This is a genomic window from Acidipila rosea, assembly GCF_004339725.1.
GTDB lineage: Bacteria > Acidobacteriota > Terriglobia > Terriglobales > Acidobacteriaceae > Acidipila > Acidipila rosea.
In genome coordinates this window covers 1-19,704 of sequence record NZ_SMGK01000004.1, presented here as the reverse complement: position 1 = coordinate 19,704, position 19,704 = coordinate 1, and the positions used below count along the sequence as shown (strand labels likewise).

At 56.7% G+C, this 19,704-nt stretch carries 17 protein-coding genes, 1 tRNA gene and 1 pseudogene; 11 read left to right on the top strand and 8 right to left on the bottom strand.

The genetic code is table 11. The features are described 5' to 3' along the window. The first annotated feature begins 98 nt into the window (after window positions 1-98). Window positions 99-1,229: a two-component system sensor histidine kinase NtrB gene (locus tag C7378_RS12255; protein WP_131997065.1), complete on the top strand. Its 1,131-nt coding sequence runs from the start codon at window positions 99-101 to the stop codon at window positions 1,227-1,229. After that, window positions 1,226-2,614 (top strand): sigma-54-dependent transcriptional regulator, encoded by a 1,389-nt coding sequence (locus C7378_RS12250; protein ID WP_131997062.1) that lies wholly within the window; start codon window positions 1,226-1,228, stop codon window positions 2,612-2,614. Before C7378_RS12255 ends, C7378_RS12250 begins: the two co-directional genes overlap by 4 nt. A gap of 111 nt (window positions 2,615-2,725) precedes the next feature. Here the strand turns inward: C7378_RS12250 and C7378_RS12245 are convergent, their stop codons facing one another. Next, entirely contained in the window at window positions 2,726-3,922 is a 1,197-nt protein-coding gene (locus C7378_RS12245; protein WP_131997059.1) for an SIS domain-containing protein, read from the bottom strand. Window positions 3,923-4,047: 125 nt separating this feature from the next. On the opposite strand from C7378_RS12245, the gene C7378_RS12240 reads away from it, so the two are divergent. Both C7378_RS12240 and C7378_RS12235 read left to right on the top strand, forming a co-directional pair. Further along, window positions 4,048-4,992 carry a carbohydrate kinase family protein gene (locus C7378_RS12240; RefSeq protein ID WP_131997056.1) on the top strand — a complete coding sequence of 315 codons (945 nt, stop codon included), beginning with the start codon at window positions 4,048-4,050 and terminating at the stop codon, window positions 4,990-4,992. Between the two features lie 147 nt (window positions 4,993-5,139). Next, window positions 5,140-6,945, top strand: coding sequence for an MFS transporter (locus tag C7378_RS12235; RefSeq protein WP_131997053.1), 1,806 nt, complete (start codon window positions 5,140-5,142; stop codon window positions 6,943-6,945). Between the two features lie 24 nt (window positions 6,946-6,969). On the opposite strand, the gene C7378_RS12230 is transcribed toward C7378_RS12235, so the two are convergent. Further along, on the bottom strand, window positions 6,970-8,037 hold the full coding sequence (locus C7378_RS12230) for an amidohydrolase family protein (protein ID WP_131997050.1): 1,068 nt from the start codon (window positions 8,035-8,037) through the stop codon (window positions 6,970-6,972). A gap of 314 nt (window positions 8,038-8,351) precedes the next feature. On the opposite strand from C7378_RS12230, the gene agaR reads away from it, so the two are divergent. Together agaR and C7378_RS12220 are read left to right on the top strand one after the other, a co-directional pair. Continuing rightward, complete coding sequence (gene agaR / locus C7378_RS12225; protein WP_243648225.1) at window positions 8,352-9,176, top strand: transcriptional repressor AgaR; 825 nt, start codon at window positions 8,352-8,354, stop codon at window positions 9,174-9,176. A gap of 107 nt (window positions 9,177-9,283) precedes the next feature. Beyond that, window positions 9,284-9,360, top strand: a tRNA-Met gene (locus tag C7378_RS12220). Between the two features lie 85 nt (window positions 9,361-9,445). Here the strand turns inward: C7378_RS12220 and C7378_RS12215 are convergent. Beyond that, window positions 9,446-10,702 (bottom strand): tyrosine-type recombinase/integrase, encoded by a 1,257-nt coding sequence (locus C7378_RS12215; protein WP_165876797.1) that lies wholly within the window; start codon window positions 10,700-10,702, stop codon window positions 9,446-9,448. A gap of 103 nt (window positions 10,703-10,805) precedes the next feature. Next, a complete protein-coding gene (locus C7378_RS12210) occupies window positions 10,806-11,039 on the bottom strand; it encodes a helix-turn-helix domain-containing protein (protein ID WP_131997044.1) in 234 nt (77 codons plus the stop codon). A 249-nt stretch (window positions 11,040-11,288) separates the two neighbouring features. Between C7378_RS12210 and C7378_RS12205 the strand changes: the two genes are divergently transcribed. Beyond that, on the top strand, window positions 11,289-12,215 hold the full coding sequence (locus tag C7378_RS12205) for a LysR family transcriptional regulator (protein WP_131997041.1): 927 nt from the start codon (window positions 11,289-11,291) through the stop codon (window positions 12,213-12,215). A 44-nt stretch (window positions 12,216-12,259) separates the two neighbouring features. Here C7378_RS12205 and C7378_RS12200 read toward each other — a convergent pair whose 3' ends face one another. Then, window positions 12,260-12,472 carry a hypothetical protein gene (locus C7378_RS12200; RefSeq protein WP_131997038.1) on the bottom strand — a complete coding sequence of 71 codons (213 nt, stop codon included), beginning with the start codon at window positions 12,470-12,472 and terminating at the stop codon, window positions 12,260-12,262. A 55-nt stretch (window positions 12,473-12,527) separates the two neighbouring features. Then, a complete protein-coding gene (locus C7378_RS12195; RefSeq protein WP_165876796.1) occupies window positions 12,528-13,544 on the bottom strand; it encodes a carboxypeptidase-like regulatory domain-containing protein in 1,017 nt (338 codons plus the stop codon). 261 nt (window positions 13,545-13,805) lie between these two features. Between C7378_RS12195 and C7378_RS12190 the strand changes: the two genes are divergently transcribed. Both C7378_RS12190 and C7378_RS12185 read left to right on the top strand, forming a co-directional pair. Then, window positions 13,806-15,026: a sensor histidine kinase gene (locus tag C7378_RS12190; RefSeq protein WP_131997032.1), complete on the top strand. Its 1,221-nt coding sequence runs from the start codon at window positions 13,806-13,808 to the stop codon at window positions 15,024-15,026. Beyond that, complete coding sequence (locus C7378_RS12185; protein WP_131997029.1) at window positions 15,023-15,661, top strand: response regulator transcription factor; 639 nt, start codon at window positions 15,023-15,025, stop codon at window positions 15,659-15,661. The genes C7378_RS12190 and C7378_RS12185 overlap by 4 nt, the downstream gene beginning before the upstream one ends. Window positions 15,662-15,669: 8 nt before the next feature. On the opposite strand, the gene C7378_RS12180 is transcribed toward C7378_RS12185, so the two are convergent. Next, on the bottom strand, window positions 15,670-17,037 hold the full coding sequence (locus C7378_RS12180; protein ID WP_165876795.1) for a TolC family protein: 1,368 nt from the start codon (window positions 17,035-17,037) through the stop codon (window positions 15,670-15,672). A gap of 371 nt (window positions 17,038-17,408) precedes the next feature. Here C7378_RS12180 and C7378_RS12175 point away from each other — a divergent pair, with 371 nt between their 5' ends. Both C7378_RS12175 and C7378_RS12170 read left to right on the top strand, forming a co-directional pair. Beyond that, window positions 17,409-18,287 (top strand): hypothetical protein, encoded by an 879-nt coding sequence (locus C7378_RS12175; RefSeq protein WP_131997023.1) that lies wholly within the window; start codon window positions 17,409-17,411, stop codon window positions 18,285-18,287. Between the two features lie 109 nt (window positions 18,288-18,396). Then, window positions 18,397-19,215, top strand: a complete 819-nt coding sequence (locus C7378_RS12170) for a hypothetical protein (RefSeq protein ID WP_131997018.1) — start codon at window positions 18,397-18,399, stop codon at window positions 19,213-19,215. A gap of 187 nt (window positions 19,216-19,402) precedes the next feature. On the opposite strand, the pseudogene C7378_RS12165 reads toward C7378_RS12170, so the two are convergent. After that, a pseudogene (locus C7378_RS12165) lies at window positions 19,403-19,704 on the bottom strand (ParB/RepB/Spo0J family partition protein); the annotation flags it as partial.

Sequence of the window (19,704 nt, the reverse complement as noted above, 5' to 3'; positions counted from 1 at the left end):
ACGAGCCCTGACCGTACGTTTTGGTACACCTGGCCACCCGGGCCCAGCGTCGCACCCTCCCGATACCAGCAACCTGCCTGCATGGGAAAATAAAAGGCATGACAGCGGTCGCATCTATCAGTACGCGCGCGCGCAAGTGGCAGGCGGCTGGAATCGGCTTATCGATTCTCCTGCTCGCGATTCTCACCTGGATTACGCCCGCACGCGCCATTGAGGCACACAATGTTCTGCATCATTTGAACTTTTTGCCGTTTATGGTCTCTGGCATGCTCTTCGGATGGAGAGGCGCCCTCAAGGCGCTGCTGTTTTCGGTCATGTTGCTCGCCCCGAACATAGCGAAAGACTGGAAGGTCTGGCCGATGGATGCGCAGGATCAGGTAGTGGAATTGGGAGTCTTCGGAGTGGCAGGCGTTATCGCCGGCCTTCTTTCTGATCGCGAACGCGAACAGCGGCGGCGGCTGGAGATCACGCAGCAGGAACTGCAACGCGTCTACACGGAGTTGCGGCAGAACATCGAACACCTCAAGAAGACCGAGCGGCTGTCTGCTGCCGGACACCTCGCTGCCAGCCTGGCGCATGAAATTCGCAACCCGCTGGCGAGCATCTCAGGGGCAGCAGGAATCCTGAAGCGCGGCAACGCCTCGGCGCAGAACATGGAAGAGTGCCTGGACATTATGGAAAAGGAGTCGCAGCGACTGAATAAGCTGCTGACTAACTTCCTCGATTTCGCACGACCTCGGCTGCCTCGCTATCAGACGGTCGATCCTGCCTCAATCGTGCAATCGGTAGCTGTGCTGGCCCGACATACGGCTGCGCCGAACGAGGTGCAACTGATCCTTGAGCTTCAGCCGAATCTGCCGCCTGTTGAGTGTGATGCGGAGCAGTTGAAGCAGGTGCTGCTCAACCTGGTCATCAATGCAGTCCAGGCGACACCGGGACAGGGGTGCGTCTGGATCCGCTGCTTCCCCCGGGACAGCATGCTCTGCATCGAGGTGCAGGATGAGGGCAGCGGAGCTACAGAGGAAGCGCAGAGTAAACTCTTCGACCCCTTCTTCACAACCAAGGAGGGCGGCACCGGCCTCGGACTCGCCGTCGCCGCTAACATTGCCGCGCAGCACGGCGGCAGTCTGACAGGCGCAAACAATAACCATGGCTCCGGCATGACCTTTCAGCTCAAGGTGCCCTTCGAGCGGCCAACCAAGACACTCGGTGTCGGAGTAGCTCTGTGACCCCCAACCGGATACTCGTAGTAGACGATGACGTCAGCCTGCGACGCATAATGAAGATGCAGCTCGAAGAAGCAGGCTACCAGGTGGATCTCGCATCCGATGGGCAGCAGGCTTATGAGATGCTGCGCGAGCAGAAACACCAACTCGTCATCTCAGACCTCAACATGCCCACCAGCGGCGGCATCGACCTGCTGCGCCGTATCTCTGAGGATGACCTGCAGACGACGCTCATCATCATCACCGCCTTTGGAACGGTGGAGACAGCAGTGCGCGCCATGAAGATGGGCGCCTATGACTACGTAACCAAGCCCCTCGACTTTGAAGCGCTCACTCTTGTAGTCAACCGCGCCATGGAGCGTCAGAGCCTGCTCGAAGAAGTTCGCAATCTGCGGCTGGCTCTAGACCAGAAGTACGGATTCGAGTCCATCGTAGGCAGATCCAAAGCGCTGTTGCGCGTTCTCGACCAGGCTGCGCGCGTAGCGCCGCACGACACGACCGTACTGATCCAGGGCGAGACCGGAACCGGCAAGGAACTGCTGGCGCGCGCCATTCATCACAACAGTCGAAGAAAGAACAAGCCCTTCATAACCATCAACTGCGGCGCCATTCCGCGCGACCTCGTAGAGTCGGAATTGTTCGGCTACACACGCGGAGCCTTTACGGGCGCAACGATGGACCGCGCCGGAAAGATTGAACTCGCCGATAACGGAACCCTTTTCCTTGATGAGATCGGAGAGCTCCCCTTAGAGGCGCAGGTAAAGTTGCTGCGCGTTCTGCAGCAGGGTGAGATTTCAAAGATCGGCTCCTCTCATCCAGTCAAAGTCAATGTAAGAGTGATCGCGGCAACGCATCGCAACCTCTCCAGCATGATTGAGGATGAAAACTTTCGTGAGGACCTGTACTACAGGCTCGCCGTCGTACCTCTGCATCTGCCTCCACTTCGCGAACGAAAGGAAGACATCCCGGAACTGGTGGAACACATGTTCCGCAAGATTCGCGAGCGCCACGGATTGAACTCCGTTTCGCTCGGCGCATCGGTGATGCCACATCTGCTGGCCTATCGCTGGCCGGGCAATCTGCGCGAACTTGAGAACATGATCGAGCGCCTCCTGGTGCTCGCGCCGCGTGATGAGATCGGCGTTGCTGATCTGCCTGAAGAAGTGCGCAAGAGCCGTCCCAGCTCCTCTGCCCTGCTGCTTGACTTGCCTGACAACGGCATCAGCCTGGAAGGTGTGGAGCGGGAGTTGATTGTGCGTGCGCTCGAACGCTCGGGCGGCAATCAGACGCAGGCAGCACGTTATCTTGACATCAGCAGGCGCACTCTCGCCTATCGCATGGAGAAGCACGGCCTGGCCCCGGATCCACAGCAAGCCGAGCGGCCATAGCTGCTTCACGAGAGCAACAGGTCAGCAGCGGCGCGGTACTCGAACCTCAATGCAAGTGCCAGCCCCCGGTTACTCGATAAGTCGATCCCTCGCCAACGCGACCAGGCCCGCTTATCTGGCAATCTCGGAGTAAATCTGGAAGCTCTGCACGACACGGCTGATAACGCCGTCTGGACTGGGAGCGTCCGGTTTCATGCCATGCTCGATGGAGCAGTAGAGCCCGAGCAGTTGCCCAAAGATTACATCGACCGGCGCACGATAGAGGTCGGCAACTTCCGCATCAATCGCGAGGTAGTTGTCGCATAGCGGCGCCACCGCGCTCTCAGCGGCCTTCGGCCCAATGGCCAGGCGTGACGCTACTATGCCCTTTGCTTCGATCTCCCGCAGCAGGTCCATCTCATACTGCTGCCTGCGCCAGTCACTCGATACAAAGCAGACAAACAATGTCTCCCTATCGAGCGCCGCCATCGGCCCGTGCCGAAGCCCAAGCACTGTTTCCGACATCGTCTTGATCTGCCCTGCGGACATTTCCAGCACCTTCAGCGCAGACTCCTTCGCCAGCCCCGCAAAAGAACCCGAGCCCACGAAGCATATCCGGCTGAAACTACTCTTCGCCAACACCGAGGCACGCTCCGATGCCGCGGCCAGAAAACTTTCGGCCGCCCGCGCAAGCTGCTCGAGAGTCGGCCTGTACTTCTCTATTTCCCAGGCGTGCGCGAGGCATTGGCCAAAGATCACCATGTTTGTAAAGGAGCTGGTCATCGCCAGCCCGCGGTCGTTCACCTCGTCCTCAAGCACCGCCACAAACGCTCGCCCGCTCGCCCGGCTCACCTCGGCCATCCGCGAGCGCGGATTGCAGGTCACAATCAACTGGGCAATCTGTGGATACTTTCTGAGCGCCTGCTCAAGCACGGCCACGCCCTCAGGAGAATCGCCGGAGCGCGAGAAGGAGATCCAGAGATACCGCCGTCCCTCCACTACGTAGTCCTCAAGATTTGCGAGCAGATCGGTGCTGGCCACCGCCATCACTTCGCAGCCCCACTTCTGCCGCAGCAGGATCGTCAGCACTCGACTAATGTAATCGGAGGTGCCTGCGCCGATCAGCAGCACCGTAGGCCGCTGCTCGACGGCAGTCTGCAGCCCAGCCTGCGTCAGAAACTCCCGCAGAGTTGCCGCATAGTGGTCGAAGCGGGCCAGTGTGCCTCGCCAGGTTTTCGGTTGCTGGGCAATCTCCTGCGGCGTGTGGAGCAGGCCCCGAGCGGTCTTTTCTGCAAGCGGCAGAGCTAAAAGATTCGATAGGCTGGTCAAGTTGGTCCCTTGGTGTTTCCTAGCGTTCTATTTCTTGATACTAAAAAATAAAAAGAAAGTAAACAATAGATATCGTAATAAGGCAAAATAGCACAGACACCCCACCTCTCGAAAGGCATCCCCGCATGACCGAAATCCCTCGCTTCGACATCACCCTGGCAGGAGAGATCAATCTCGACCTGATTCTCTATGGCCTGCCGGAGCAGATGCCGCTTGAACGCGAACTGCTCGCCTCGGGCTTCCGTGTAACCCTCGGCAGCTCTTCGGCCATTCTCGCGCATAATCTGGCCACGCTTGGCACGCGTGTCGGTTTCCAGACACGTCTAGGCAGAGATGATTTCGGACAGCTCGCCCTTGGCCGTCTGGCCGAGAGCGGCGTCGATCTATCAGAGATCAGATATAGCGAAGACGGCACAGGCACAGGCGTCACGATTCTGCTGCCTCACGGAGAGCGCCGCCATATCCTCACCTATCTGGGCACCATAGCCAGGTTGACGCGCGAAGACCTGAACATGGACTATCTCACCGCGGCTCCCCACTTCCATCTCTCATCCCTCTATCTGCAGCAGGGGCTGACCGCCGACGTGCCGCAGATCTTTGCGGCGCTCCGGCAAGCGGGCATGACCATTTCGCTCGATACGAACGACGATCCCGGCGGTGAGTGGGGAGGAGTGCTGGACCAGCTGCTCGACAGCATCGACGTGCTGCTGCCGAATGAGGACGAACTGAAGCAGATCGCCGGGAGCGGCACGCTGGAAGACGCGTTGGACGCACTCGCCGAGCGTGTACCGCTCATCGTTGTCAAGCGCGGACGGCAGGGCGCGCTGGTACAGCAGGGAGATCATCGTGAGAGCGTGCCGCCGGTCATCGTCACACCTGTGGACACCATAGGCGCGGGAGACAGCTTCAACGCAGGCTTCCTGAGCGGATATCTCAAAGGCGAATCGCCTGCGCGTTGCGCCGCCATGGGCAACATCACCGGTGCGCTCTCGACTCTGCGGCCCGGCGGCACTGAAGCCTTCCGCGATGCGAAGCTCCGCGAAGAGTTTCTCGCCATGCATGGCTTCTAGCGACCGCTCCACGCGCAGCCGCGGTGAGACAACCGCGGCCCCTGCGCCACTGGAGTAGAAATCGATCATGGCAGAAGCCGACAGTTCAGCTATTCTCAGAACTCAAGGCATTGCGGATGTAATAATGCCTGCACCCAATTGAACTCTATGGCAAATACAGCATCCACTTCCGCATCTGCCCTCACGCTGCCGGATAGCAGGCGCCGCTATAATCGCACCCTACTGCTTGTTGCCGGACTCGGCGGCCTGCTCTACGGTGTTGACGTAGGCATCATTGGCGGAGCGCTGCCCTACCTGGAAGCGACCTCGCATCTCACCGCCGGTCAGCTCTCCATTATCGTGGCTGCTGTTCTTCTGGGCAGTGTTATCTCCACGCTCTTTGCCGGGTTGCTCGCGGATGCCATGGGACGCAAGCCGCTGATGACCCTGAGCGGCCTCGCCTTCGTCATCAGCATCCCCATCATTGCGCTGTCGCATGGCTACGGGCCACTCTTTCTCGGCAGGTTGCTGCAGGGCATCAGCGGCGGCTTCATCGGCGTCGTCGTACCGCTCTACCTCGCGGAGTGTCTCGGTGCTTCCACCCGCGGCAAAGGGACCGGCGTCTTCCAGTGGCTGCTCACCCTCGGCATCGTCTCCGCAGCGCTCATTGGCATCTACTACAGCTATCGCGTCGAAGCGGTTGAGCGCATCGCTGACGCGGCCACTATCTTTCACTTTAAGGACCAGGCCTGGCGTCGCATCTTCTGGGTCTCACTGCCGCCGGGCGTGCTCTTCGTCTTCGGCAGCCTGCTTGTAGCCGAGTCGCCCCGCTGGCTTTTCCGCCGCGGCAACAAGGAGCTCGCCTACGCTTCACTGCTTCGCTCGCGCAGCCCGGAACAGGCAGATACCGAACTGCACGAAATGGAAGAGATAGCCAACGCCGCCGCATCGAAGTCGAATACCGGCACAGCCGTCAAGGACTCCCTGCTGCGCCGCAAATACGTCATCCCCTTTCTTCTGGCCTGCGTCATCCTCTTCTGCAACACCGCCACCGGCGTCAACTCGATCATCGGCTACAACACCAGCATCCTGCTGCAGAGCGGCCTCTCAGACCTCAGCGCCCACTGGGGTTATGTCATCTTCACCTTCGTCAACTTTTTGCTCACCCTCACAGGCATGTCACTGGTGGATCGTACCGGCCGCAGGTTCCTATTCATCATGGGAACAATCGGGATCATCACCTCGCTCATCGGCGTGGGCATGCTCTTTCTCCGAACGGAGAAGCTCACCATCAACTGCCGCAGCGTACTCCAAACCATGGTCAAGCCCGACCAGTCTCTGGCCCTCCAGTTCACGCCTGACGAGGCGCGCACACTGATGGCCAAGGAGGGCTACACCGGCAACGAGATCAACAGCCATCGCGCCTCGCTGGCCGTCATCTACTCCTACGGCGGCTTCACTGGAGCCACCACCTTTGTCCGCTCGGATGATCCTGCAGCAGCCCCGATCCGCATCACCCGTGAGGAGGCGCTACCCACCAGCAGATTTGAGGCGTATGTGAAGAACCCCTTCACCAACCTCGATGCCGCCCGCACTGCGCCGCTCAAGATCGAAGGCGCTTACCTGGGGCAGGTGCCGGATGCGCAACACGGCTGGCTCGTAGCCATCGGACTTTATCTGTTCATGAGCTTTTATGCGGTCGGTCCTGGCGTCTGTGTCTGGCTGGCTCTCTCTGAGCTCATGCCAACGCGTATCCGCTCCAACGGCATGAGTATCGCGCTGGTCATCAATCAGCTGGTTTCCACAACGCTGGCAGCAGTCTTTCTACCTGTCGTCAGCAAGTATGGCTACTCGACCATCTTCTTTCTCTTCGCCAGCTTCACGGTGGTTTACCTGATTACCGTCTTCTTCTTTCTGCCTGAGACGAAAGGCAAGACGCTCGAAGAGATTGAAGCGCACTTCGAGCGTGCCTAGCTTTGAAACCTGGGCGGGCAGTAGCTACTGTCCCGCCTGCTTCAGCAGTGCCGCCGCATTTTCGCGATAGATCTTCTTCAGAATCTCTTCCGGCAGATGAATGCCGCAGATGTTCCAGCGACCCTGCCGCGAGGCATGCGACGGATATTCGAAGTACTCATCCGCTGTCTCGAGAAAGCGGAAGTGAAGTCGGTACATGCTGATCTCCGGTAACAGATCCGTGCCGAATAGCAGCCGGTCAGCAAACCTCTCAAAGAAGGCGCGAGCCGTGTAAGGCTGCCTCCCCAATTCTGCCACGCGGGCGCTCATATCCATGAATACGTTTGAGTGGTTCACAAGCGTCTGCGCCGCACGTCGCAGATTCTCTCCACACTCGCCCATGTGGGCAGCGACAAAAGTCGTCTCCGGGTGTCGGCTGAAGACCTTGTCGCGCTGATCCAACAGTTCGCTCTTGCCATATTCAGCGCCATAAAATCCCCAGTCCGGGTGCGCCGCCAGCTCTTCGTAGCGTTCGTTGTACTGGTCGATCGGCTCAAAAAAAGCAGCCGGGTCTGCCGTATGAAACATCACCGGCACGCCAAGCTCTGCCGCCTTCTCAAAAACTGGGGCAAGGCGCTCATCGTCAATCCGCAGCAGCTTTCCTGAGGAGTCGCGCAGGGTCAGTCCAAGGTCCTTCCAGAACTTAATACCGCATGCGCCATGCTCCACCAGCCGCTCCAGCCGCTCGACCGACTTCCGGAAAAAATTCGGACTGTGCAGATCGGCCCAGTCCATCCAGCCAATCGTAGAGAAGCGATCCGGCGCCGCATCCTTATAGCGATGCAGCATGGCCAGCGCCTCGTCGCCGGTCTTCATCGTGATATTCACCACTCGCTCGATGCCGCACGCGTCCATGATCTTCAGCACATCGCGCGGCTCCATCGAATCAAGATGGTTGTGATAATCGATTGCCGGAACGACCGGGCGCTCTATCTCATGCGTCTCCGTCACCAGCATCGGACGCGGATGAAAGTCGCTCAACTTCAGGTCCACCTCTGCCTTCGCCGTCACCATCGCGACGAATTTGTCTCCTGATGCAGGGCTTTCCTGCATTTTTTCCTGTTCCCGACCGGCCATTCTGCCAACTCCTGCCTTCTCGCGAAATTTCAGTCATCCTGCCGCAAAGCATACACCTGATAGATTTCGTTTATGAACGTTTACTTATGATGACCAACAATAGATTGGGTGTTCTCGGGGCGTCAAGCAAACAAACGGCACCCGCCCAGTTCTGCGCAGGGGCTCGCAGCGATAACCTGACTCAATTCGCACTCATTCGGATCGACTCAAAACCCTGTTCCTTGCGCCTCATGCGATACTTCTCTGCAGAATCTGGAACTCGTCTGACTAGGAGATAGCTGAATCCGCCTATGCGCAGTAAAGCACCTGTAGCCGCCCCCGCAGCGCCCGCCCCCGCAAGGCAAGGCGATGAAATGCTCATCGACGAGCGGAGACAACACATCTTCGCGATCCTCCAGAGTGAAGGTCGCGTGCTGGTCGGCGATATCGCCCGCAAACTCGGCATCTCTCAGATTACGATCCGTAAGGATCTCGACGCGCTGCAGGCAAAGGGCCTCATCCTTCGAACTCACGGGGGAGCCCTGCCAGCACAGACCGGCGCGCTCTTTGACCCCTCGATCCAGGAAAAGCAGCAACGCCACCTGCAGGAGAAGCAGCGCATCGCCACTGCGGCCGCAAAGCTCGTGCATGAGGGGCAATGCGTCATGCTGGACTCAGGAACAACCACCACAGCCGTCGCCCACGCACTCAAGCGGTTCCATCAGTTAACCGTCATCACCAACGCCGTCAACATCGCAGCCGAACTTACAGGAACAGATTTCGAGGTAATCCTCACCGGGGGCACGCTGCGCAAAAACTCCTTTTCACTCGTAGGACCACTGGCGGAGGATGTGCTTCAGGAGATGCACGCGGATGTCCTCTTCCTTGGAGTGGACGGACTCGATCTCGAAGCAGGTGTCACCACGCCTAACGTGCTCGAGTCACGCGTGAACCGTGCCATGGTCAAAGCAGCGCGTACCGTTGTCGCCGTGTGCGATTCGACCAAGTTTAATCGCCGCAGCCTGTCCCGCATTGTCTCCCTGTCTGAGATTCATCATGTGATCACCGACCAGGCCGCCTCAGCGCCCATCGTCGAGGCCCTGCGCAATCACAACATCCAGGTCACATTGGTTTAGCCAATCGCCCAGGCTCAATCGGGCAGGCTACTTAAGAGCCACCAGTGGGCTACAAGCCGCATGCTGTGGCAGTTTGACCGCACGCTATCGGATTGTTACTATCAGATTGCGGGGTGGAGCAGTCCGGTAGCTCGTTGGGCTCATAACCCAAAGGTCGTAGGTTCAAATCCTACCCCCGCAACCAATCAAATCAATCAGTTACGAGTCGAATTTTAGAAGCTACCAACCTCGATTCACTCCCACTGACTCCCATTCGCAAAATCTAGGTTTCAGGCGCTCGCTTTCATTGGCTTGAGCACCATCTCCACGACCTTGCTGTTTGCTTCCCGCTTCGAGGACGACATAGCCTGTCCGTAGACATTCATGGTCGTCTGAATCGACGCGTGACGCATCAACTCTTGCTGCACCTTCATCGGTGCTCCGGTCTCGTCCAGCCACGTACGGTACGTGTGGCGGAACGTATGCCAGCCGATTCGACTGTACTTCCCGGCACTCGCCTTACGCTCATCGTGAATGAGCAGCCGCTTGCCGTTCGGTGTCGGTCGATCCTGCGAGCACCAGACGCCGATCCCAGCTCCGCAATTCGGGCATGCCGCAAGGCAGAAACCCGCAGGGCGGATGTGCCGCTTCTGAATGTCGGTCGGGTGATACGGTCTGTTCGTATGGGGGCTTGCGAAGACCCAACCTTCTTCCGTCGGCAGGGCTTGCTTACTCCATGCGAGCAGAACCTCGACCAGAGATTCGTGCAGCGGTACATGGTCTCGTGAATACTCCGTCTTGACGTCATCGACGTTCCCGTTCACGATGCTCCGCTGCACGAGAAGTTGCTGCCGTTCAAAATCGAAGTCTTGCCACTGGAGCGCCGCGATCTCGCTCACGCGAAGACCGAGGCATTGCGCAACAATCACCATCGTTCGGTACGGCTCTTTCAACAGCCCGAGGATGGCTTCGTACTCGTTCACAGTCAACACGGCTGGGCGCAAACGACGCTTCGTGCTGTCCTTCACACGGACCATCTCGATGGGATTGCGACGGTCGTTGAAGAGTTCCCAGCGCCCTGCACACTCGTACAGCAGGTGCATGACGCTCCGGATATGAGCCTTCGATTTCGGGGCCATGTCCAAGTTCTTCAACCATCCTTCGACCACCATGGGCCGGATCTGGTGGAGCAGATAGCCTTCCCACCTCGGGCGTATGTGCAGCTTGATATTCGACAGATACGACTTGCGAGTGGAGTAGCGTTCGGGCAACTCTTCCTCGATGTACCGGTCGCAAATTGCGCCGAAGGTGACAGCTCCCAGGTGATGCTGAGGTTTCTCTTCGTTGAGTTTGAGGAGAAGGGCTTCTACCGCTACCCGAGCGTCTGACTTGTTCTTGTACTGATTCGTGGTTCCGACGAAGGTCGCTTTACGCTTCCTCGTATTGTCGGCCTGCGTCTCGTAGTACCGGAACTCCCAAACGTCGGCTCCCTTCGCCCGCTTCTTAAGCGTGACACTTCCGAATTGATATCGTGTGCGATCAATCAAGGTATTTCTCCTCGACTTCACAGCACGAATGGCTGTCATTAGGGTAACGCCATCATGCCTGAATATCACTACAAAAACATTGGGTTTCTATGGGTTTCGTTCCTTAACTGGCGATGTCTCTGTCGATCCATTCGGTCAGCACAGATGCCTTGAAACGCCATAGTTTGCCGACATGCACGGCTGCGATTTCTCCGCGATGGACAAGCCTCTGGAGTGTCCTCGGATGGACCTTGAGCATGGCCGCCGCCTGATGGCTGTCGAGCAACGGCTCGCGGTCGATGCGGGGGCGGCCATCGGGTGCTCCCGCGCTTACTGGTGGCTTTCGTTCGTCGGACATAGTGACTCCTCTCCGCAAGCGAATCCTTGCCCGCTTGTTTACAAGCGAGGTTCGCGCCCGGAGGGCAGATCGTCCAATGAAATTTTGGGCGCGCGTCATTCCTTTTTGGAATGACGACATTTCATGCGGCGGCTCGCGCTGCTGCAAATGTCTTCAATTCGGGACTACAATTGTTGTATCGGTGGTTGATTCCGGCCATCTTGAAGTGCTTGCTGTCCCTTCCCAGAATCCGCAGCCTGGAGGATAGTCATGGTCTTACCCGAGATTCGATTGCTGCAATCAGCGATTGTGCTTGCCGAAGAACTTCACTTCTCAAGAGCAGCCGATAGGCTGAACATCACCCAATCTGCGCTCAGTAAACAGATTTTCAAGCTGGAGCGCGGGCTAGGTTTTCAGGTCTTCAAACATAGCCATCAGGTTGCCGAACTCACGGAAGCAGGTCGGGTCTTCATCGTCGAGGCACGTGAAGTTGTTTCCCATGCGGAGCGGGCGGTATTGTCGGCCCGCGCTGTTCTTGACGGGCCAAATGAAATTCTCAATATCGGCAAGTCCTCGTACACCGAACCAATTCTCGTTTCGACACTTCTATCCATTCAGCTCTCACTCTTTCCTGAGATGAGAATCAAGCTCTGGAGCAACTTCTCCAATGAACTTGCCCGCGAAGTCAGCTCGGGAGCGCTCGATCTTGCCGTGATAACAGGAGTCCCGCACAAGCCGCAACTGAGTGTCCTGAATATTGCGGACAATCCGTTTTACATCGCGATGCCAATGGACGATGAACTCGCGGCATATCGGGAAGTTCGCTTCGAGCAGATGCATAAGCGGAACTGGATATTACTCGGGAAACACATAAACGGTCATTTGTACGACGCCATTCATTCAATCGCCGCAGAGAGCGGTGCCTACCCATCGGATGTCTATCACTTCACCAGCCCCGAGGAAGCCTCTGAACTGATCCGAGAGCATCATGGACTTGCATTTCTTGCGCGGTCGGGCGCATGGAGAATTGCTCGTGATGGCATCACGATGCGACCCTTGGCTGAACCTCGTCTTCGCCTCGTCACGAGTCTCGCGATGCGAGCAGACAGTAAATCTCGACTTGTGAATGAATTCGTCAAAGCTGCCGGAAGAAAGTTCGGTGTAATGGGACAGACAAAGCTCCCGCTTGCCGGGTGAACTTATCGGCTCCGGGTAGGGAGAACTTCCGTTCGCCATATAGTTCATTCGGCGCAGAGCGGGCCGGGCTTATCATCCTCTACATCATGAATTTCAATATTCAACGGACCTTCCTTCTCGCATTTCGGGCAGAGAAAAAGCCCCGTCGTATGCACGCGCCCTTCGACTTCTTCCCTCCGGTATCTGCTGGCGCAATGAATGCATACATGGAAATGCAATAGAGAGGGATTCATCTCATTGGGAATGATCGATGCCATAACGTATTTCTCCCCTAGTTTGGCTGAGCCCGTTTGGGCCTCCCGTTACCCGACTCTACTGATGTCCAATCGTTCCCTTATCTCGCGCGTGGGTGGTCACCCAGCGAGCTAAGAACTCTTCTTCCAATGTGCCTATTCCTCGAAGTGCAAACCCTTGGAAAGTGACTCCGATTACATTGCCAACAGCTTTCCGGTCCCCGGTTGGAAGATAGCTGTTAGCAATGAGTCCAGAGGCTAGGTTGCCGAGGAGCCCGGAGTAGTTCGGTTGCCACTTCCCGTTGTCGCCCTTCGTTCTAACGATTGCTAATAGTGCATAACCGATGCGTGAAGGAATGCTTCCTGTGCCTTTGTAGAAGTAGCGAGGGTCTTGATGGAGCAAGGCAGGCATCAACCCCGAGCCCACAATGGTTCCCGATACGACGTCGCCGTAATCGGCTCCATACCGCCGCGCATAACCCGCCGCACCTTGCCCATACCCCGGATAGTTATTACGTGCCTGATCCCATCCGGCATTGATGCCGGTATTGATGAACTGGTACGGATCAACTGCGGCGTGAAGAGCAAGCCGCATCTTCTGACCTGCGGTAAGCGACGCGGGGTTTGGAAGATAACTGACGTAAAAATTGGGGACAACCCAGAGGAAGCGTTGTTTCTCCTCCGCTTTAAGCTGTGCTTCCGCCAACTCATACTGCGTCTGCACACCGACCTGCACAGTGGTGGTCGCAGTCGCAACCTGCATTGTCGTTTGCGACAGTTGATAGGTCTCCCCGGTATGCACAGAGATTCCCGTCTTCACCACAGGCTGAAATCCTCTCGCTGCAATCGTGGCCGCATAGAGACCCGGCCCCACCGCAGAAAAGGTGAATGAGCCGCTTCCGTCAGTCAAAGCTGTTCGTTTGTCATGGGTTGCTACATTTTCCAAGGTTATCGTCGCGCCTTGAATCATGGCTCCCTCACCATCCGCGACCGTGCCAGTGAGCATTGAGGAAGCTACCTGACTCTCCACGGACGCCTGAGGGACCGGTGCTTCCGGCAGCGATGCATCCGCTTTCAATACGGCTTGGGCGTGCATAACTGCTGTAATGAAGAATAGACAGATGAATGGGCTGCAAGCCCGCCAGTGTCTCCCTGTTCTGCATCCGCTGACTGCTTTGCTCATCTGACTGGCCCATCCGAGTCCATGCGAGGGAGACTGGTCCTTCATGATCCGACTCTATCCAAACGCAGCGACGCCGACATCGGCCACTAGCTGGAGAGGTCGTCTCATACTTTTGGGGGAGACATGAATATTCAAAAGCTTATTCTGGAAGAAGTGTTGGGGAGTCTCTGACTAATGGCCGATGCGGAGCAGGTCGATTTTTCTTACGGTACGTACATGGTGTTTGGAAAGCCACTATTCTTCTGGTTGCGCTGGGGTGGCTTTCTCATCGCGCTCCTCGAAGTCATCGTGGAAGCGCAGACCGGCCCCGTGTCCATTCGTGGAACACTGGCTCCCTTGTTTTGGCTCAAAGTATGCGGCGCATTCGTGTACGCATTTCTGTACGTGAAGAACATTCCAATCCGCGTCAATCTCGCACCTCACCGCGAACGATGGCTGCTTCCTCAAATCTTGCTTGGCGTAATGCTTAGCCTCGACCTTACGAACTTATCGGTGTTTTGTATCCCGTTCTGCGTGCCTGTGAAGCGACGATTGCGCTGGTGTGGGATCGCTGTAATTTGCACTTTTGCTGGCTGGATAGGGCGCATGTACATATTCAGGCACCAGGCGGCTCCCTTCTGGAACCAAATTCTTCATTCGCCTGCCAGGTTGGCTGTGGCGGTCGTTGTGATCGGCCAGAATTATGTCTGGTACGGTTTCGCATTTCTGGGTGCATGTCTGCTTTTCGAGCTAGCAAAGCGGCAACACGAACTCGCTGTGTCGAATGGCGAATTGATTACATTGCAAGCAGAGATTAAAGAGTCGGCAAAGTTCGAGGAACGGTATCGGCTGTCCAGAGAGCTGCACGATGCGGCTGGTCACTACCTCACAACTCTTGGCATACAACTAGAGATTGCGCAGCATCGGGCGGCAGAGGCGGCGCTCCCGGCCATCGCAAGGGCACAACTGATTAATCGCGTTCTATTGGCCGAGATTCGAGAATCCGTCTCGGCTTGGCGCGAGGAAGACATACGAGACCTTTCGATTGCCCTGAAGCAAATGCTCCATGATGTCAGCGGCGTTCGTACTCATCTTGAGGTCCAGGGCAATATGACGGACATACCGCCGTCGATTGCTCACGGACTTTATCGCTGTGCCCAAGAAGCTATCACCAATGTGTTGCGGCACTCCGAAGCGCACAATCTTTGGGTTGAACTCACACGGAACAAGGAAAGCGTGCGGCTCGCGATCAGGGACGATGGACGCGGCTGCGGAGCGCTGACGAAAGGCAACGGCCTAAATGGTATCGACTCCAGGGCAAAAGAGATGCGCGGAGCGCTGGAGTTTCCCTTGCTACCGGCTTCTGGCTTCGCAGTGAGTGTGACGATCCCCATCGAGAAGGGAGAGGTGGCATGAAAATCCTGGTGGTAGAAGATGAGACATTGGTGCGGCTCGGCCTATGCGAGCTGCTAAAGCTAAATCCTGCGTATGACATCGTGGGGCAGGCCGAAGACGGTATCCATGCAGTTGACGTTTTAATGAGCGTTCCTTCTGATGTAGTGCTCATGGATGTACGCCTGCCCGGAAAATCGGGCGTGGATGTCCTTAAAGAGGTACGAGATAAAGGACTAACAACTCCAATCATTCTCGTAACGACCTTTGATGACGATGAGACATTCTTTCGAGCAATCCAAGCGGGAGCAAATGGTTTTCTCCGCAAGGATTCCAGCCTAGCGGAACTGACATCCTGCATCGACAAGGTGATGAACGGCGAGCGTGTCTTCCGACCTTCTGTGACACGCACCGCACGCTCCGGCCTCGAAGCATTGCAGCCAAAATTCGAGAGCTTGGATCTTCCCGAACCTCTCACAAAGAAAGAGGCGGAGGTTCTGTCGCTCATGACAGCGGGATTGAGCAACAAGGAGATTGCGGAAAGCCTGGGAGTGACGGAAGCTACCATCAAAACCCACGCATCGACCATATTCGCGAAGCTCGGCGTGCGGGATCGTGTGCGTGCGGTCCTAAAAGGGCTGGAAATTGGCTACATCTGATACTGATCTCATTTGCTTGGAGTCGCAGATGAGATCGCAGAGTCTATCCAGTTCTGAAGGCTCCCGGTCTGTCGCAGCAGCCGTATCTCCGATTCTTGCAACTGTAGGCGGTCGTCAAGAACTCCCATATAGTCGATCCGTTCCTGGATACGCGCCTTCTGCTCGTCTATGGGAGTCATGGGCGCTACCCCTTTGCGTCCGCTGCCTGCTTGAAGTTGCACGAGGACTATATTGAGCTGATCGTTGGCAAGCCCTTGATCGACGACAGCAAGCTGCTCCTTAACCGATAGTTCCTCTATCGAATGGCGAAGATCAACGCTGGCGTTCTGTTGCTGATCGCGTAAGAGTTGGACGGTATGCGCCGCGTGTTGTGCCTCAATGAGTGCTGCGCGGGCGTTAGCCTTGTGCGTTTTATCAAAAAATGGAATCTGAACCTGGACAGCGGCGTAGGCCGTGTTGTAGTTGCCGTTCAGGTTGTAGTAGGTGGACGCGCCGTTGAATGGACTGATGCGACCATACTCTGCAGCGAATCCGATTTGTGGCCTCCATGTATAGTGAGAATCCGCTCTGGCTTGTTCGCTCTTTGAGTGGGCATCCGCTTCTGCGGATACGATGCTGGGTGTGTCGAAGTCATGCACTTCGGTGTTTTGCCCAGCCAGATCGAACGAAGGAACGGGTGGGATTGTAGAGGAGGCTATCTCCAACTGTTCGGTTGGAATACCTAAGAGTTGTGATAAATGATTGCGGAGCGACGCCATTTGGTCGTTCCCTTGGAGCCGCTGTAGCTGGACCTGGAGCAATGTGCGCCTAGTTTGCTTCAATTCCATCTCTGAATTTTCACCGGCAGATACTCGCTCTTCAAGAATCGTTGCCAACCTCTGAGCGTGTTCCAGTTCCTCTTCTAGCACTGTGTTCTTCTCCTGCGCTTCGCATAGCGATAGGTAGGATATGGCGACATCCTCTTCGACCTGTTCTTTGATGTCCCGAAGAGACGCCTTGGACGCATCAATGCCCGCGTGCGCGGCTCTGATGAATCCAAGTTGAGAAGAGTTCATTATCAGCGATTGAGCATGAAGCGTGAATATCGTCGGAACGCTTGTGGTGATGCCGTAAGAGGGGCCAGCGCCGATGTTGCCGGATATACTCGGCACGAAAGCTGCTTTCAGGGTCTCAAGATTCACTTCAGCTTTATGCACGTCATCTTCGGCGAGCTTAATTCGAGGGTCGCTCTTGAGTGCAAGGCCAATCGCAGAGTTGAACGATGTCTGCGCTGTTACGGGTGGGGCAGAGAGAAATAGGGTCGAGGCGGCTAGCAGCGCCGCTAACCTCAAAGCAGACCAGAAGCCCGATGTCGCTATTTTAATTCTGCTAGCCACGGCTTTGTCTGACTCTATCGAAGAGGGACGTATAGCGAATCGGCTGTTAGTCGGAGACTCACTCTCCTACTCCTGGGGGAGACTTGCCAAGTGCCCAATCAGGGGGCCTCGCAGAAGGGTGGCACAGCGGTACTGCTACGGAGGCTTCAAATTCTCACTCCTCCCCCAGAAGTAGGAGACAACTCCTCCTGCCGATGGCCGATTCGTTAGCCATGTCTTTTCATTAGACTTGATTCATATTGGGGCCTACAGCTCTGATATAGAGTCGAGGCTCTGTGTGCCGGGACGCTTCACGCGAACGTCATCGTAAGCAGGCTGTTCTAGAACTGTAATACCGGATGCCTTTGCCGAGGCGCATGATGAGGATTTTGATGTGGAAACGAGCCAGCGTTACTCCATCCGATTTTGCGGCCATCGCGCTGTTGTTGGCTTCAGCGGGTGTATCAATTCAGGCTCAGCAGATGGCTCCCACCCCTTCGCCTGATGCCGCGTTGAAAGAGTCTCTGCCTGACGCACCTTCGACCCATGCACTGCCCTCGTCTCAAGCGGACACTCCTGCGCAGCAGCAGTCTTCATCCTCTCAATCTGAGCCGACTCAGGCGCTAGTCCCTTCTAACCCAAATGTCTTTGTCACGGTGCTGGAGAACACACTGCTGCGTGTCCGAACGGATCAACCTCTGAGCAGCCGATACTCAAAGGGAGGCCAGCCAGTTCTCTTTACGTTGAGCGAAGACGTGATCGTGGACAACATGCTAGTCATACCCCGAGGGGCGACCATTCATGGCGAAGTTGTCGGAGCCAAGAAAGCGGGCACGCTGACTGGCAGCCCGGATCTCATCCTTCGGCTCACATCCCTCGATCTTGGGAAACAGAGCTATCCCTTATATGCCTACCAATTTCGTGTCGAGGGAACCAGCAAAAGTAAACCGACAGAGACAAAAATTAAAGGCGGAGCTGTTATCGGAGCTATCGTCGGTGGCGTTTTTAGTGGGAGTGCCAAAGGAGAAACTACCGCAGTCGGCAAACTCGCTGGCATGGGGACTGGCGCAGCTTTGGGCGCTGGGGTGGGAGCCCTCACGTCTGCGGCGACTCCTGGCCCTACGGTTACTCTTCCGGCCGAATCGCAAATGGATTTCTATTTGGCGAGTCCCATCAGCGTGAAGCCGCTAATGGAGAAGGAAGCGGCACGGCTTTCCCAGGGCTTTCGGCGCGGAGAGCCTGTTCTTTATGTGCGAGGGGATACACCGTAGCCAGCCGAAGCAACACGCGGATGAGGTGGTTAGTGCTTCCTGAAGCCATTGGAGCGGGAGGCGATGTGCAACGAGGCCAGGAAAGAACGCACGAATTAGGAGAATGCGCATGCACGTTGTAAGCAAGAAACTAGGAACAGTGGCGGTCCTGCTGATAGCAATCATGAGCGCCGTGACGTGTCACGCGAGGCAAAATAAGAAGGCAGAAGCCGACGCTGGTTTCTACCTGAGCCCTCATCTCTCAGCCGGTCAAACCCTGAGCTTCATCACATATCGCGTCATCTCTCTCTACGGAACCGGCATAGAGGATAGTGTCGTGACGCTGCCCGCGACAGGTACTTATATCTTCCAGTCGAGTCCCTCCTCAGACATCATCCGCTGGAAGGCGGATGTTCGGATGGACGGCAAGCGCGTGCTAAAGAATGTGGAAGGCGAATACCGGGACCACGGGACTACTACCTGCTACGGTGGCAAGTGCAGCCTCGACACAAATGCGAGCGGCCCCTTCTACAACCCCACGTTCTGGGGCACCCCGCAAGGCGAACTGAAAGCGGGAGAGACATGGACCGTGACTCTAAGCCAGCCTTGGGAGCTAGGCCCCCCAGGCACACAAACGGTCACGGTGATTTCTGTCGATAAGGTGAATGGCATTGTTGTTCTGAAGCGCGAAGGAGATGGAGTGGGGCCATACGAGGGAACCCATGAGACCGCATCTGTCAAGAAAGATAGCAAGATCTACAAAGTGGCGACGAGATTTGGAAGAGCCCACTGGTCGGGGCAAGCGGTCATTCAGCATGGGGTCATCGTCAGTGACGAACTTCTCTGCACCACGCCTGTTGAGCTATCTTCTCCCGACTTTGGCACCGTGGAAGTGCAGTCGAGGCAGTACATGTCCGTGCTAGAGCACCCTGGCGCTATTGGAGCATAAGGTCCTAATCTCTGGGATGTCCGCCACAAAGCCAAGTTCGCATTGGACTTTAGCGCGCAGCCGGCGAGCGGGGGCCGGGACTCAAGCGGATGAGGGGGCGGGGAGAAACCTGCAAAGGGTTCTTCCCGCGCGATTTGTGAGCATAAAAAGCGAGGGGCGGCAGAGCGCCGCCCCTCGGAGTGTTCTGCTAGGCCGCTTTCTTTGCTGCTTTGGGTGTGGGCTGCGGAGCCTTCTTCGCCTTCTCCTTCGCAGCAAACTCCTGCTTCACCTTGGCGGCGATGGCATCGGTATCCACTTTGTAGGCGGTTGCGGCATCCTTGAGGATAGTAGACGGATTGCCGCGAGTGGCTGCAAGCAAAATGCTTGATTCCACCAGCAAACGGGAGAGTGTTCCTTTGGAGTGCCCGGCTTGAAATGTGCCAGTGGATAAGAGAGAACTGGACAAGGAGAGCATATGGGGCGAGGCAAGAAGTACCAGCCTGAGCAGGT